Annotated in this window: 11 protein-coding genes; 4 read left to right on the top strand and 7 right to left on the bottom strand. The window is 62.6% G+C overall.

The features are described 5' to 3' along the window. The first annotated feature begins 175 nt into the window (after positions 1-175). The 3 genes from AWB66_RS27270 to AWB66_RS27260 all read left to right on the top strand — a co-directional run bounded on the left by AWB66_RS27270 (position 176) and on the right by AWB66_RS27260 (position 3,356). A complete protein-coding gene (locus tag AWB66_RS27270) occupies positions 176-886 on the top strand; it encodes an SOS response-associated peptidase (RefSeq protein WP_087633197.1) in 711 nt (236 codons plus the stop codon). Positions 887-1,151: 265 nt separating this feature from the next. After that, the gene (locus AWB66_RS27265; RefSeq protein ID WP_087633196.1) at positions 1,152-1,799 is read left to right on the top strand and encodes a protein kinase family protein; all 648 of its coding nucleotides are present in this window, start codon (positions 1,152-1,154) and stop codon (positions 1,797-1,799) included. Between the two features lie 1,044 nt (positions 1,800-2,843). After that, positions 2,844-3,356, top strand: coding sequence for a flavin reductase family protein (locus tag AWB66_RS27260; protein WP_087633195.1), 513 nt, complete (start codon positions 2,844-2,846; stop codon positions 3,354-3,356). 267 nt (positions 3,357-3,623) lie between these two features. On the opposite strand, the gene AWB66_RS27255 is transcribed toward AWB66_RS27260, so the two are convergent. From AWB66_RS27255 to AWB66_RS33790, 7 genes are all read right to left on the bottom strand, one after another. Beyond that, complete coding sequence (locus AWB66_RS27255; protein ID WP_087633194.1) at positions 3,624-4,094, bottom strand: RES family NAD+ phosphorylase; 471 nt, start codon at positions 4,092-4,094, stop codon at positions 3,624-3,626. After that, positions 4,091-4,546, bottom strand: coding sequence for an antitoxin Xre/MbcA/ParS toxin-binding domain-containing protein (locus tag AWB66_RS27250; RefSeq protein WP_087633193.1), 456 nt, complete (start codon positions 4,544-4,546; stop codon positions 4,091-4,093). Before AWB66_RS27250 ends, AWB66_RS27255 begins: the two co-directional genes overlap by 4 nt. Positions 4,547-4,869: 323 nt before the next feature. Beyond that, positions 4,870-9,210, bottom strand: a complete 4,341-nt coding sequence (locus AWB66_RS27245; protein WP_087633192.1) for a hypothetical protein — start codon at positions 9,208-9,210, stop codon at positions 4,870-4,872. Continuing rightward, positions 9,210-12,512 (bottom strand): hypothetical protein, encoded by a 3,303-nt coding sequence (locus AWB66_RS27240; RefSeq protein ID WP_125469793.1) that lies wholly within the window; start codon positions 12,510-12,512, stop codon positions 9,210-9,212. Before AWB66_RS27240 ends, AWB66_RS27245 begins: the two co-directional genes overlap by 1 nt. 769 nt (positions 12,513-13,281) lie before the next feature. Beyond that, entirely contained in the window at positions 13,282-13,521 is a 240-nt protein-coding gene (locus tag AWB66_RS33800; protein ID WP_159462953.1) for a hypothetical protein, read from the bottom strand. Continuing rightward, positions 13,522-13,800, bottom strand: a complete 279-nt coding sequence (locus AWB66_RS33795) for a hypothetical protein (protein WP_159462952.1) — start codon at positions 13,798-13,800, stop codon at positions 13,522-13,524. Between the two features lie 354 nt (positions 13,801-14,154). Continuing rightward, complete coding sequence (locus AWB66_RS33790) at positions 14,155-14,487, bottom strand: hypothetical protein (protein WP_159462951.1); 333 nt, start codon at positions 14,485-14,487, stop codon at positions 14,155-14,157. Positions 14,488-14,521: 34 nt separating this feature from the next. Here AWB66_RS33790 and AWB66_RS33785 point away from each other — a divergent pair, with 34 nt between their 5' ends. After that, positions 14,522-15,496, top strand: coding sequence for a hypothetical protein (locus tag AWB66_RS33785; protein ID WP_159462950.1), 975 nt, complete (start codon positions 14,522-14,524; stop codon positions 15,494-15,496). The last annotated feature ends 7 nt before the right edge of the window (positions 15,497-15,503 follow it).

The raw sequence follows: 15,503 nt of genomic DNA, 5'->3' as shown, positions 1-15,503 counted from the left end.
CGGCCACGCTCGATGCCGCTGAATAGCGGCTAGAACCTGCTGGGCGGCATGGCCAACGGGCAGTTCATGCAAAATGGGTGCCACGGCCTCGGGCGCCAGAAGCCTTCACAGGATAAAGTCAGGGCGTATGGCGAGCCGTTACCTATGAAACTCTGGCAACGGAGGGTGAGAAAAAGTGTGCACCAGCTACGAGTCTAATCCGAAAGACCGCTTCGACGTCTTCAGCCTGTTTCCCGTCCCGAACTTCGACTACAAGCCGGAAATATACAAGGACTATGCTGCGCCGATCTTCCGCCGCATCGACGGTGAGTATTTGACTGACGCCGCGACGTTCGGCATGGTCCCCCGCAAGTTCATCCCGCAGGGCGTGAAAGCGTTTGATACGATGAATGCCCGATCGGAGTCGGTCGGGCAGAAGACCAGTTTCCGCACTGCCTGGAACAAGCTGCAACTCGCTCTGATCCCATGTCGCCGTTTTTACGAGCCCGACTACGAGACCGGCAAGGCAGTTCGCTGGCGCATCGGCATGGCCGATGGCGGTCCGCTCGCGATCGCTGGGCTATGGCGTGAGTGGAGGGACCCTGCCGACGGCTCAACAAGCACCAGCTTTACGATGCTAACGGTGAACGCCGACGACCACCCGCTGATGAAGCGATTTCATCGGCCGGGTGCCGAGAAGCGGTCGGTGGTGATCATTCCGCCGACCGAATATGAGGACTGGCTCTCTTGCAAAAGCACGGACGAGGCGCGGTCGTTTTTGCAGCTTTACCCGGTCGAAGCGATGCATGCAGAGCCGTTTCCCCTGCCGCCGCGGGTCACGAAGGCCAAGGCGATGCCGAAGGACGATCTCGCACAGGCATCGCTTCTCGCAGATGATGGCGGTTGAACGCCGAGCGCGACCGGAAGCTTCAGTTGCTGAAGTCGACTAGATTTCCGTGGCAAGCGACGACACGCATCGGCGATTGCACCAAACACGAAAGCCGCGAAATTGAAGTCGACGTTAAACGGTCACAGCGTCGTTCCTGGTATTTTTCCACGCTGCAACTATTGCTGCAACGGAACGGAAAGAGTCAGCAAAGAAGATTCACCGCCCCGCGACCTCCGATCTCGGCAAGGCGTATGACTTGGCTTACGAAGGTTTAAACTAAGCCATGCCTTTAGACAATTCCGACCTGCCCGACGACGTCAAAAGTGCACTTAAGCAGTTTCCTGAATTTGAAATTGCCGCTTTCAATGATTCTGGTGCTAATGGCTACGTTCTCATTGGTCGACATACTGTGCTCCAAAAGAAGGTTGCCATCAAAATATATTTTCATGGAGAAAATGATATTGATCAGGAGCCAGCCATCATTGCAAAGATCAATCACGAAAACGTCTTGAAGGTCTATGACGCGAGAAAGGTTGGTAGAGACAGCTCATATTTCGTGACGCCGGCTGCGAGCGACGGGGACCTTTCGCAATATCTAGATTCGTTTGACGTTTCTCTCCCAGTTGCCCATAAGATGCTGTGCCAGCTTTTGTCTGGCATTGCCGCATTGCACACAGAACCTAATCTACTTGTGCATCGAGACTTAAAACCTGAAAATCTGCTCGTACACAATGACTCGATATTGATCGCAGACTTTGGGTCCGTTCGCCGGATCGACAGAAAAACCGGCGCTGCGCCGGCATCCAAGCACAGCATTCTCTACCGCCCACCCGAAGCTATTGGAGAGAACGCTTTTTTCAATTTTTCCTCTGATATATATCAGGCTGGGATCATCGGGTTTTTGCTTTTCGGGGGGGAAGTTGTCAAATGATTTGTTGTCTCATATGACATTGAAGCAAAGATCCGCGCTTGACGGAATTCAAGGAGACTATGAAAAGTCAAAGTATGTTGACTCCCTAGTCCAAGAAAAGATCGTTCGGGGCACGCTTGTTGATTTGCGCACGGTTCCGCTCTTCGTTCCAAATTCCGTCAAAAGGGTTTTGAGGGCTGCAGTGTGTCGGGTTGAGAAGAGATGCGCCACGGTCAGCGAGTTGTTAGCCGATTTATTGCGGCTACGAAACCATTTGCCAGACTGGACAACCCATAGTGACGGGTTGTATCTGCGCAACTGGAGGGGCATAGACTACCGGATTCCTGGCAAGGAGGCAGCGATTTATAAGCGAAAAGCTGGCGGCGAGCACTTCCGACGTGATAACAGCTACGCAGGTCATAGCCGGTCATAGCCATGCGGAGTTGATTTTGCAAATGAAGGTTCGCTTGGACCTGCCCTGACCGGCCGTGGCTTCTCGCGGGCAAATCGTCTCCTCCAAATCATCTCTTCTAAATCATGCAGGCCGCGTTGGCGCATACTAGAACCGGTAACCGATGCGTCGCAGGGGTGCTCCGCGCGGGATATTCCCATTGGTGACGATTTTCCAGCAGGCTTTACGAGGATGTCGGTCACCTCGTGATAGCGTTCGGTCGCTCGATGTCTTATCAAGCTGTGTTTCAAAGACCTTCAGGGGAAGGGTTTTGCTATAGGCAGCCGAGTATGAATCACAAGCGTTCGCCGATGCCACGAATGACGGTTGTGGATTGGGATCTGCCTCTGGGCTGCCACCAGGCCAACCGTCCGCTACGGGTCGACGGCATGTGACCTTCACGATGGCAACAGGCGGGCAAGGGAGAATCGGCGCGCGCATTTGCAAGGTAGCTAAGGCGACGATACGATATCACGTTGGTAGCCGCCAGGCGGTCGCTGTCGATATCGGACGCGCAATGGAATCGAGACCCCCTGAGTCCCGGTTTGCGGCCCAGCTTCTTTTCGTCGCGGCGGACCTAGCTCGGAGGATACGGGATCCAAAGGTGAAGCGCTATGAGTGACGGCATCGCGAACGTTTTCAGGCATCTGACGACAGGCGTCCACGTGATCGGCGTTGCGGACGGCGATCGCCGGAATGCATTTACGGCAAGTTGGGTCGTACAAGTCTCCTTTCGCCCGTTACTTCTCGCGATCAGCATCAACCCGGCGCATGCGTCTTACACGCTTCTTCAGGGCGGCCGGGTGTTCGCAATTAATGTCTTGCGGGCGGAACAGCAGGCGTTGGCCAAGCACTTCGGGACACAATCGGGTCGCACGGTCGATAAGCTCGCGGGGATACGCTGGCGAGCAGGCCGGACGGGCGCACCGCTGTTGCACGGCGCGCTAGCTTTCTTCGACTGTCAGGTAGTCAGTGACGTCGAGGCTGGGGATCATCGGCTAGTAATGGGTCGAGTGGTCGATGGAGCGGTGCTCATCCCGGCTGGCCATCCGTTGATCTATGCAGCGACGGGCGACCTGGATCAGAGCGCTGAGCTCTACCCGAAGGAATTTTGCAAATGGCGGTGAGCAGAGCAGTACCATTCTCCGCAGATGCTGGTGGACCGCGTGATCATCCGACTCAAACCGGCCACCTACGGACGTTGGCTCACGCTTTCATGCGGACGTTCGAACGTCGGCTCCGCCCGAACAACGGCCCACCATGAGCATGCCTGAGTCAGCAAAAAATGGCGCTGCGTGTTGCCAAGTCAATTGCGGGCCGCGCCGCGATCGCTCCGTCGCGGAGTACGCCGGCATAGCCCGCGCATAGACGAACCGCAGCATAGCCCTACCGAACTAAGCTCGTGTCAACAGGCGCAGGATCCGCGGGTCATGACGCACATCGATGACCATGCTTACGCTGATATCGGTCGCGTCTTCGTGTAGCGGGTTCAGAATGTAATTGAATGCGAAGGGCAAGATAGCGCTGGGCAACTTGAGTAACGCGGTGGCGCCTCCCTGAAGCCATTCGCTGCCAGAAGCCTGTGTCCAGGACGGATTTTCGCGCCAGTCTTCGGGCAGTGCGCCCTCTCCCAACTCGGCGATCTTGACTCGCTCACCGACCTCCACGCGCAACAATCGGTAGGTGTCGGGCAGGTCAGCGGCGGAGCCGATCTCCTGATGAACGAGCGTTTCCAGAAGCGCGCCGGCGGGATGCTCCGCCAGATAAACGACTGGTCGTCCCGTGGTATGCCAGCGCCCGGGGGCGCGCAGCCCGCCTACTCCTTTCAGATCGGCGAAATTACTGATCCGCCAGAGCACCATCAAGCGAAATACCCTTCGTCGATCTGTACAAGCGCCTCCTCGACCAAGCGGGCGCCCTGTTCCGTACCCGCCATCACAAGAGCGCTGCGACCAGCGAAGCGATTTTGTGGATTGCGCAACCAACGCATCGCCTTGTCGTTGCCACCGAATGCCGCATGCGCCTGCGCGATAATTCTGGCCAGGCGAATGGCACGGTCGGATTCCTCCGTCGATAGTCGTTCATGCTGCTGTCGACGGTGCGTCAGCGTGCGCCGCGGGATAATGAAGGTCAACTCGTCTGCCTTGAGGCCTTGCGCACTGAGTCGATCAATCACCTCGACGTCGACCCGTTCATGAGCCAGGTCGGCAAGGTCAGCGTCGCCGCGAATGCGGCTTGCCAACAGGCGTTCGAGAAACGCGAACTCCGCGCGGCGCGGATCTCCGGCGCCGGTCGGTATAAAAGCGATGGTTTCCATCGAGGCTCCATATCGGCAAAATGCCCACTCATTATAGGCGTTTTGCCATGACGCGACAACCCGCGTCCCCAGCGACCTTACAAATGCGGGTTGCTGTCGACGAGAGTTTGCCACTTCGCCGAGATAATTGGCTCGTAGCGGAGGGTGTGCTTTTGCGAAACGGGGCTGACTCGGACGGGTGGTGTCCTGCGGATACCCAACAGGCAAGACCCGGCCATCTGCGGTCATTCGCCTAACGCGCAATGCAGACGTTCGAGAGACCCTTCCACTCAAATATCGGTCATTCCGCAGCAAAGGCGCTGACCAGCACAGCGCCGTCCGCGCTACGCGAGTTCGACATGTTCGACGAACACAATCCGCCGGTCCTTGCGTGTCGGTGTCGTGTCGTAGGGACGCGCATCGTCGACCAGATATTCCTCGTACTCGACGACGACGAGCCGATGCCGTGAACCATCGGATGGCGGAAACGCGACATCGCCTTCCCAGAGCGTCTGCCACAGCTGGATCTTGTCGATCACCTGGTTGGTCACGAGATGTGCCTGGCTTCCAAAAGGTTCGGGAGCGGGCGTTCTGGCAGAGGTTGTGAATTGCACGGCGCGACCTAGCAGGGACTCGAGCCTTACCGGCGAGTCGCTGGGCAATGGTTGCGGACTCGGCACGCGCTGCGTCACGAGCGCGTCGCCGACTCGTTGCCAGCCGAGGTCGTCGCCCCATCGGGGATCGAGGCGTTCGAGCCACACCTCGACGACAGTGCGCTCGGCGACCGACGCCGGGCTCGCGAGTTCGACGAGGCCCGTCACCGGACCTCTGCGCGCCGACGAGGGCGCGCGCGATGCCTCGTCATGCCCGCTCGACCCGTCGAAGCTCGCGCCGAACACGGCCACACGCACGCGGCGGTCGTCGGCCGCCGGCGTGACGTTCAGCCAGCGGTCCGGCGTCAACGCAATGGTGTCGCTCAGCACGGCGTTCGACAAGTGCGCGCCCGGGCTCGCGGTGGGCTGGTAGCGCGCGAGCGCCATCCGAATGAAGGGAAAGTACGACGCGCCCGCTTCGATCTCGATGTCGCAGTACCACAACCGCCGTTCGTCGTCGTAGAAGACGTCGTGAGGTGCAACATCCACGGCGCCCGTGCGGGCCTGCGAGCCGCCCGGGCGCAGCGAGTTGACGAGGAACGCACCGGGGCGCTGATCGCTTTCCGTGACTGGGGCGTTCGGCGGCAGCCACGCGCCCGTCGGATCGGGTGCCGTGCGCGCGCGCGGGAAATGCGCGAGCGCCGGTGCCACAGCGGGTACGAAGGCCGAGTCCCAGATCGGGTCGTTGCCCCAGAGCGTCACGTACTTCTTGTACGGCGCGCCCGCCGGTGCCGTGTCGGGATCGTCAGCGAAGCCCTTGGGCGGCAGCACCACCGCAAGCATCTCGCCATAGCCGGAGGCGTTCCATCCGCGATCGAGGTACACGCGTAGTCCGCCGCCGCGCCGCCAGCTCGATAGAATGCCGTGCTCGTCGAGCTCGCGTCGCCACGCGAACGTCGGCACTAGGTATAGCACCTTGGCCGCGGGCGGCGGCGCCGAATTGGGGACCCAGGTCACCTGCCGTGCGCCGGTGACCTTGATGTTCTCCACGCTCGGCACACGCTGTCCGTCGACGAGCGCCGTCAGGAGGCTCGGTGGCAGGAACTCGCGGAATCGCGTCGTTGCTTCGAACCAGTATTCGATGCGACGGTAGCGGGTGTCGTGGAATTCGTGCGCCTTGGACGCGACCCGCTGATGCACGGCGCCGTTGATCGCGATGACGTCCGTGGCGGTGATGGTGTGCTCGGGCACGCCGGGCGCAACCCCATCGCTCGCATAGTGCGTGGGGCCCGTCACCTTGACCTGAAACGCGACATCGCGCCGCTGCCGGTCGCTGGGACCGTTCGCGCTCTCGGCCGATGCCGCATCGTCGTCGGGTTCGTGCCACTCGCCGTACAGATCGAGGCGATCGGTGCTGTCGATGCTGCAGCGTGCATGGATGAGCGGTTGCGCCGACGTCTGCCCCGGCGAGCGATCGAGCACCGACAGCATGACAAAGTCAGGGTTCAGCAGCGGACGCTGCACGGCATGCACGGCTTCGACGACGGTCCACGGCGTCAGCATCCAGTGCTGACCCTTGAGCGCACGGTCGCGCTGCGCGTCCTGGTCGGTCGCGGTCAGCCACTGGAATACGCCGAGCAACGCGAGTGTGTCGGGCGCCAGCCTCATCGAGAGCCGCAGCTTCGCTCTTACCGCCTTGGGCAGCGGCACGCGAAGGCGGTGTGTCGTCTCGTCGTAGTGCGGCGCCTCGTTAGGATCGTCGTAGACGTCGATCACGAACGGCTGGGCATCGGGCCAGACGTCCTTCGTATAGAGGGGAATGCGGATGATGTCCGAATCGGCGATGTTCGGATGATCGAACACACGCACCACGACCTCCACGGCCAGTGGATCGGGCAGATATGTTAGCGCGCGTCCCGCTTCGTAGACGGCGTAAGTCGTCTCGACGGCTTGCGCATCGAGCGGCCCCTGCATGAGCAGCTTCTCTTCGCGGATCGCCGCAGCCGGATTGCTTGGATCGAGGTCCTTCTGGTGCGCGAGCAGATTGAAGAGGCTTGCGTCGACTTTGCCTTGCGCGTCGAGCATTCCATGCTGCTCGGCATCGCGCAGGCTCACCTGCGCCGGCGCGGCGACGCGATGCGCGACCTGCGCCGAGAGCACCGTGTTGTCGGCGGCCGTGTCATTGAACGTGCGAATCGCCACGCGCGCCATCGATTCGCCTTCGAGCGGGCGGCCGATCGTGCCGGACTCCGACAGCAACGCGATCACCGGCGCGGCAACGGGCTCGTAGCGCAGATAAGGCTGCGCGTGTGTCGACGGCTTCTCATTGCCGTAGTCCTTCTCGAACGGGTCCAGCGAATTGCCGGCGAGGTCCACTGCGCGCGCGCGGATCCAGTACGAGCGGCCAAACCGCAGGCGCGGCAGCGATCCCTTCACCGGTGAGAACGATGACTTGAACTTCAGCCCGGGCGGCACCTCGGCGTCGCTGTCGTCGCTAGTCTTGTCGACGCTGTCGTCCACGCCGATCGCGCGGCCCGGCACGCGCGCGGCCAGGCTCCACCCGATCCAGGACACGAGCGCCTCGTGCAGGTACAACAAGTCGGCATTCGATGCGGCATCGCTCGAGCGCGTCGCCGCGAGGCGCACGGTGGTCTCTTCCTCGGGCGCGACCTCGACGGTGACGGCGCCGTCGTCGAGGTCGTAGCGCGCGTTGCGCCGACACAGCGAGTGCCACCGGCGCGTCACCGAATCCCAGACGTCGATGCGGTAGCCGCGCACGAGGTCCTGTGCGTGCAAGGTCACCACAGCGGCGGACGCGCCGCCGAGTTGCGATTCCAGCTGTGTATTGCGCGTCTTGTTGGCGTCGAAGCGGTCTTTGAGGATCATGCTGCGCGCATGCTGTATGAGCATCAAACCGGCCGTTCTGAGCGAGGACGCGCCGATCTCGTCTTCCTGGCGCGTCACCGGATCGACGCGCGCCTCGACATCGGAGCGGCGTCCGAGGGAGCGCGCGAAGTTCATCGCCTTGAGGCCCGCTCCATCGACGTCGAGTTGCAGCAGCCCGAATCGGGGCGGCGTGGTGTCGAGCAGGCCGTCTGCAAGCTGCACGTCCGAGGCCGGATCGGGCACTGCATCGAACTGCGGGTTGGAGAGCCGCGTGCGCGTGGCCGGATTCCCGTCGGCGCCGCGCGGCACGAGCAGCGCGCCCGCCGGGAATACCACCTTGACGGACAGGTCGGCCGCCGCGGACAGGGCGAAGCCGGCGGGCGCCAGCACGAGATCCACGACCAGCCCGAGCCGCCGCAGCAGCGTCGGATACGAGCCCATCGCGGCCACGATCTGATGGAAGTCGATCGTCGCGCCGATGTCCTCGCGCTTGGGCAGATCGGTCCGCTTGTGTTCGAGCCATCGCGCCTGCACGCGCGAGTCATCGACGCGCGTCACGTCCCTCACGACCGGTGACGCCGGCGGCGTGTGGAAGAGCTGGAACCGCTGCAGATTGCTCGCCGTGCGCGAATTGCGAAGCGACTCGAATTGCCGGGCGGGATCGCGAAGGCCCGTGCGCCGGTCGACCGACGAAGCATCGAGCCGCGCCACCGCGTTCATGAAGGCCCGCCAGGGCTCGCTGTCGAGGACTTCGGTGACCCGCGGCATGCGGTCCGTCGCGCTCCGAGCGAGATCGCGGTAGAGGTTCGCGACGGTCTCCGCCATGGCGAGCGCGTCGTACGACAGCACGAACGACGGCGACAGATCGCGATAGGCGAAGGTCTTCACGCCGGTGTTCGCGTCGAACAGCGCCTTCCACACCGCCGAGTCCGCGACGCCCGCGGTGTCGTCGATTCGATCCGGCCCGGTAGTTGCGGTCGTTGGAATCGATCGGGTCTCGCCGCCGTAGGTGACTTCGAAGCGCGCGTCGGCGAGCGTGTTCGGCCAGTCCTCCCAGTCGGGGAAGAACTCGCTCAGCTTGCGCGACTGGCCGAGCGGGTCTTCTGCATCGAGGCGTGGCGACAGCATTACCGAAACGCGCAGCCCGGTACGGTCCGGCGTGTAGCCGTTGGGCAGCGCGGTCCAGACCAGCGATTGGCGGGCCATCAGATCCCCTCGTCCGCGAATGCGGCGCAGTAATCGGCCCACAACTGCGGTGTGGGCATCAGGTCGAGGAAGCGCGGATCGGCCGCGCCACCGGCAAATTCACGACGGCATTTCACCGAGACCTCCGCACTGAACATCAGGATCTCGATTTCGACCGTGAGCGTCGCCTCGCCATACGCCATGGACTTTCCGTCGGCCTTCAGATAGCCGATCTGGAGGTTGAAGGTCAGGGACACCGAGATGATCGCGAGGACCGTCAACTCGCCGTGGATGCGAACGTAACCGGCGAGCTCGACTGACCCTTGGTTCGGGATGACCTCGAGCCAGTGAAAGTAGATGCCGGCCTTGACCTCGACGCCGCCGGAAGCAACGCCGAGATCGATCACAATCGCGGCGCCGAACTCCAGCGCTGCCTCGATCTCGTCGACGCCGCGCGCCGACACGCCGATCGCGAAGAAGCCGCCCCCGCCGAGCATTGATACCGTGAGGCTGAACGGCTGTTCGCGCTTAGAAAAGTTGAACTTCACCGAGACGGGCTTCCCATCGAACGGCAGATTGAACGCCGCGCCGAGCGAAGCGTTCGTCAGCGCGAAGACGCCCACGCCCACGGAAGGCAGGGTCAGCGAATACGAGGCGCTCAGTCCGCTTGGCGTCACGGCCAGCCCTGGCGGATCGGAGAAGCCGTTGGCGGGAATGAACCGCCGCAGATCATTGACGAACTCAAGCGGCCCGCCGAAGCACACGGCGTCGTCGCCCTCGCGAAGCTGCACCGTGACATCGGGCTTCTGGCCGTTCCTCGCGGTGAACGCGACCTCTTCGAACCACAGGATGATGAAGCCGAACAGGTTCAGCTTGAAGTTCGTCAGGGTCGCGGTGGCTTCGGCGCTCGGCTTCGCCGCAGGATCGAGCGGCGTGGTCATGAGGCCGTTCATCGTCAGGCGCGTCGGCGGCTTGCTCGTGTCAGCCGTGGGAATGAGCAGATTGAGCTGATCGCTCTTCGTGACGCCGCCAGACCACTCGAAGCGCGCCTCGACGCGATCTGGAAAATCGTGCGCGACCATCTTGGGAACATCGGTGCCGGCGAGGCTGCTCGCAAACGGAAGAATCTCGGCGAGCCTGATGCCGCCGAGCAGTGTCGCGTCCTGGAAGAACTGGGTGGGATCGAAGGCGCCGTCCCTCACGGTCTTCAATCCGTCTTCGACTTGCTGCGCCGTCCCGGCGTCCTGGCCCGATACCGGCCCCATGATCTTCGAGAGGCCGAGCAGACTCATCTGCGGCGTCGCCAATGCGCCGAGCGTGTCGCTCTTCGCGTCCTGCGGCGAGCCGCCGAAGGGCAGCTTCTTCGACGAGGTCAGCTTGAGGAAGATCTGCCCAGCGTTCTTCGCCGGATCGAATCCATGCGAGGCGTAGAAGTCGGGATAGGCGACCTCGGCGATGAAATCCTGCTGCCCGAGCAGCTTCTGGATCGGCTTGATGCCGACTTGCGCCGTCTCGATCTCGGGATAAACCTTGGGGGTGCCCGACTTCAGTGCCGCTGCGCGAAATGCGAGTGTCTGAGTCGGCAGCGCGGTGTCGCTCTTGTCGGCAGGGCCCGTCGGCGCATAGGTGACGACGGCGCCGCCCGTCGTCGCGCGCCGTTTGGTTGCCGCGGGCGCGGCGTTATACGACGTGCAGACGTCTGCCGCGCGGTTCGCATCGGCGAGCTTGCCGACGAACAGCAACGGCAACGAGAACGTCACCGGCCGGCCGGCGATGTCAATTGCTGTGATGTCGAAGGGCACGTCCGCCAGCTTGGCGCCGCCGGCTGGAACGGTCGCCCAGAACAGCATGCGCTGCGACAGCCCGTCATAGAGTTTTGTCACACCGTGCCCGGGTTGCAGCGCACTGTCTCCGACGCCCGGGTCGCTCAGATCGGGCGTCACGCGGGTGAGCAATTCAACGCGCGTGAATGGAAAGTTGCGCCCCTGAAATTCGTGGTTCGCGCCGTTGTAGGTCCGCACGGGCTCGCGCACCGCAACGAAAAAGCGCTGGCGCAGCAGCGCCACGCGTTGCGAGAGCTTGCCGTCGAGCGACTCGAACTTGCGCTCCGTCACCTTGATGAGCGAGGCAGCATGCCCGAACGGCCACAGGTAGCCCGCATACATCACGCGCACGTACTGGTCGCGCCCGAGCGTGGCGACGTGACGCCATTGCTGCAAATCGATGTGCTCGGGCGTGCGCGTCCACGTACCCTCGGCATCTAGCAATGCACCGAGCGCCGACAGATGCAGCCGCTTCGCTTCGCTCGATATCGGCCGATAGGCCGTGCCGCCTGCGATCTCTTCGTCGAACCCGGACATCGCGGTGACCAGCATCGAACGATCGAGCGGATCGAGACTCATGCGAATGAGATCGGGGTTCGGCTGGGGCGGATCGGCCGGCGGTCCGGGCGCCACGAGCAGCGCCAGCAACTCGTCCATTCGCTCCTTCGGGCGATAGTCCGGCGACCACAATGCACGGATCCGGCTCGCGATGTCCGCGCCGGCCCCGGAGGTGCTCGTCGTGAGACGTGTGTGCCACAGCTCGGTGCTCGACCGGTGCACCACAGGAGCGATCGTATGCTGCCACCGCGCCGGCGCAAGCGGCGAGGTCACGACGCGATAGGGCAATTCCAGCGCTGTCACGGTGGAAGCAGGTTCGTGCGGCGCACGCTGCAGCGCGAGGACGCCTGCTTCGGCGACCGCGGCGAGATCGTCGACTCCCGCGACGCCGCTGACGGGACTTGGGGCGACAGCCGGCGCGCTCGTTACCGCGCTTGCGGCCATGATCGGCTCGGCGGCAATCGTCAGTTGCTCGACGCCATCGGCGCGCGCGGCTTTGAGGAGCGCATCCAGATCGATGGTGCGGTCGGCCACCGCATTGATGTCCAGCCGCATCGGCCAGTCGCGCAATGCACGCAAGAGGCTCGCGACGTCGTAGCCCGTCGTGGAAAGCGCTGCGGGCATCGTCACCGCCACGTGGCTCGGCCCGGCCATTCGCACGCGCGCCGCCGGCAATGCTGTCGGCGGCTTCTCGTCGTCTCCCGGAACATTCTTCTTCGGATAGCGTGGATCGTCCGAGACTTCAGTCGTTTCATCCTTGGGCGGCGTATCGAACTTCTGCCCGGCGGATTCGAGAAATGCTTCTTCGCCGAAGCTCTGCGGCGGGAATTCGATGACGATGAATGCATCGGATGCGGAGCGTACGAGTCGCGCAGGATCCGTCTTCAGCACAAAGCCGCTGAAGGTCGCGTCGAACACGAGCAGATCGTCTGGCCGTCGCACGGAGATCCGTCCGGGAGTGATCGGCGTGTCTTCAGAGGAGGGCGGCGGTTGGGGGGCAGATGGTACGTCGGGGGGCGGCTCAACACTTGTCGAGTCGGACGTCGGTTGACTTCCGTCATGTTGCTCGCTCTCCGGCGTTTGCGGGTCAGACGATTGCTCCGGCGGCGCAGCGATGCCAGTCTGCGAATCGCCTGCATCGCCGGGGTGCGTTGACGCATCGGCCGCCGGCGAGCATGGCTGACACGGATTCGCCGGGTAGGGCGGATGAGGCGGATACGGCGGATAGGGAGAATAAGGCGGGTAGGGAGGAAAGGGCGGATACGGCGGCCTCGGGCGAGTTCGCGACATTTGGCACTCCTCCGGTATTCAGCGCGATCGCTGCTTCGCGCTGCGCGGCAATTCAACGACCTTTCAATATCCTAGACCATACCCTATACTTTTTTTTGCTCGCGTGAGCGGAGGATTACATGTCATCGAAAGATGCCGCCGGTGAAGGTGCAATCGACGCTCGACGCGCGGTACGCGAGAGTCTCATGCAGCTTCGCGAAGAATTCAAGGCGATGGTCCAGGGCGGCAGCGCGGTCGCAGGTGGACACGAGCACGATGGCGGATTGAGCGACCTGCGTCGGGAAGTCGAGCGGCTGCGCTACATGGTCGAATGCCTCCGCGCCCGTCCGGAGGGTCCGGTGACCGGCGTAACTTGCTCGAGCGCGCCGAGTCCGCCTTATCCGCCATTTCCGCCGTACCCTCCCTACACTTCATTCCCGCCTTATCCACCATTTCCTCCGTATCCGCCGAATTGCTGTTGCGCGCCGGCGCCGTGCGGATGCCCCAAATGCAGTTCGCCGCCGCTACCCGCTGAGTCTGAACCCGTACCCGCGCCACCGCGGGTGGTCAATCCGCCGTCATCGTCGACGCAAAGCAGCAGCCTGAGCAGTTGGCGACGCGTCGTGATTTCTATGCCGCCATCGAGTAGCAGTTCGAGCAGCGTCCCCCAGGTGATCGTCAATTAACCTGTGGTTACGGGAGAGGAGCCGATGCCCGACATACCGTCTTCATCCAGCACGTCGCGCCGCCTCGGTGCCTCCTCCACGGCGCCGGATGCCAGCGATTCGCCATCGTCGGGCGCTTCGGGCACGCCATCCGAGACGCCGGAATCGCGTCTGCTCGATGCGATCGACACCCTGCGTGACGCGATCGTCGGGCTGAAAGACGACATCCGCGATTGCTGCGGCCACGACGATGACGGACAACCGCCGCCGGAGAGCTGCAGCAGCGGCTGCGACAATGACCTGCTGATCGAGATTCAGCGACTTCGCCGCGATATTGGCAAATGGCGCGAGCGCGCGGAGCGCGAACGCGATGTTTTCGAATTGCGGCTGCAAATCGAACGCCTGCAAAGCGAGGTCGGGCGGTGCGTCGATCGACTGTCGTGCACCGATGGAGGCGCAGCGACTGCTCCCGCGCCGCCATACCCTCCTTTTCCACCTTATCCGCCGTATCCACCGTTTCCTCCCTATCCACCGTTCCCGCCCTTTCCAGGCTATCCGCCGAATTGCTGCGCGCCGCCATGCGCGCCGGTCCACCCGCCGCCGGGAAGCAGCAGTAGCAGCGGCTCAGCGCCGCCGGGACGATCAAGCAGCTACGTGCCGCGCAGCAGCAGCTCGAGCAGCGGACTCACTCCGCCGAGCAGTTCATCGATGCTGTCGTCGAGCAGCAGCGTACCTTCATCTTCTTCGTTATCGGGTACGAGCAGCACCTCGTCGAAGCCATCGAGCAGCAGCAATTCTTCTGCGCTCAGCAGTTCGTCGATACCTGGTGCGCAGTCGAGTTCGAGCAGCAGTTTGCCGAGCGCGAGCAGCTTGTCGAGTTCGAGCAGCAGTCCACCGAATTTGAGCAGTTCATCGAATTCGAGCAGCAGTTTGCCGAGCTCGAGCAGTTCGTCGAGCTCCAGCAGCAGCGAGCAGCCGTGCACCGAGCCGTTAGGAGCGCCCAGCAGCGATTTTCAGGTGACCCGAATCGAACTCGCCGCGCAGGCGAACTTCACGCGAGGCACCGGTGCGCAGACGATCGACAGCAAACTGGTCGTCGATGGCGTGCCCGTCCAGCCCAACACGCTTCTCGATTTCACGCACGCAAACGGGCTGGCCTATCAGGCATTTCTCTATGAGCTTCGCGACAAGCCGACAGGCAACGCGGTGAGCGTAGTACCCAACTGGTTCGGCGTCGCGATCCCCAATCCGGACAGCTTCGATCTGTCGTCAGACGTCTATGTCGTCCTCTATTTCCACCCAACGCCTGGACAGGCAGGCTACAGGGACCAGGACTATCCTGCCAAGACCGGCACCAGCGGTGGGACGGACTGGAAGCAATTGTTTGCCTACGTCGATCGGCTCGGCGGCCAGATGGTCGATGCCATCCGGGCCGGAGCGCCCGCCAATCGGCTGACCATATTCCCGTTCCTGACGCAGGCTCAGTACACGCTGTCCACAAGCGAGTGGTTCAACGTCATTCACGACATTCTGCAGGACATCAATTCGAACATCGTCAATGGCATCTGCACCCGACCGAAGAAACTGATCGTTGCCACGCTCAGCAACGGGAGCGTCTATCTCAACAAGTTCCTGACCGATGCAGCCGCCGATCCGAACAACGGCAAGATCATCGAGGTCTGGGATTTCGACAGCGAAATTTCGACGCCGCAAATACTGGTCGATCCGCACGGAAAGCGCTTGCGGGCTTATTGGCAAGGCGGGGTTCCGGCAAGCACGACGGCGAAAACTTATGTCCAACTGCCGACATCGACCAGTTGGAGCAATTTCCCAGGCGACCTGCCGACGCTGCAGGAAGTGCCGCCTCTGCCGCCGCTGGCGAGCAATAGCAATTCCGCGCCCGACAGCACGGCCCTCCTCAAGGTGCATCACTACATCCGCGACACGATGTTCGTCGACGCCGTCTTCAACATCGAAAGCGACAATCCCTAGCCACGCT

The organism is Caballeronia telluris, from assembly GCF_001544495.1.
Lineage (GTDB): Bacteria > Pseudomonadota > Gammaproteobacteria > Burkholderiales > Burkholderiaceae > Caballeronia > Caballeronia telluris.
This window is presented reverse-complemented; position numbering and strand designations above follow the sequence as displayed.

Excerpts from the sequence above, each read along its gene's own strand:
- AWB66_RS27260 (WP_087633195.1), top strand. The coding sequence starts at position 2,844 with ATGAGTGACGGCATCGCGAACGTTTTCAGGCATCTGACGACAGGCGTC.
- AWB66_RS27265 (WP_087633196.1), top strand. The coding sequence starts at position 1,152 with ATGCCTTTAGACAATTCCGACCTGCCCGACGACGTCAAAAGTGCACTT.
- AWB66_RS27250 (WP_087633193.1), bottom strand. The coding sequence starts at position 4,546 with ATGGAAACCATCGCTTTTATACCGACCGGCGCCGGAGATCCGCGCCGC.
- AWB66_RS27245 (WP_087633192.1), bottom strand. The coding sequence starts at position 9,210 with ATGGCCCGCCAATCGCTGGTCTGGACCGCGCTGCCCAACGGCTACACG.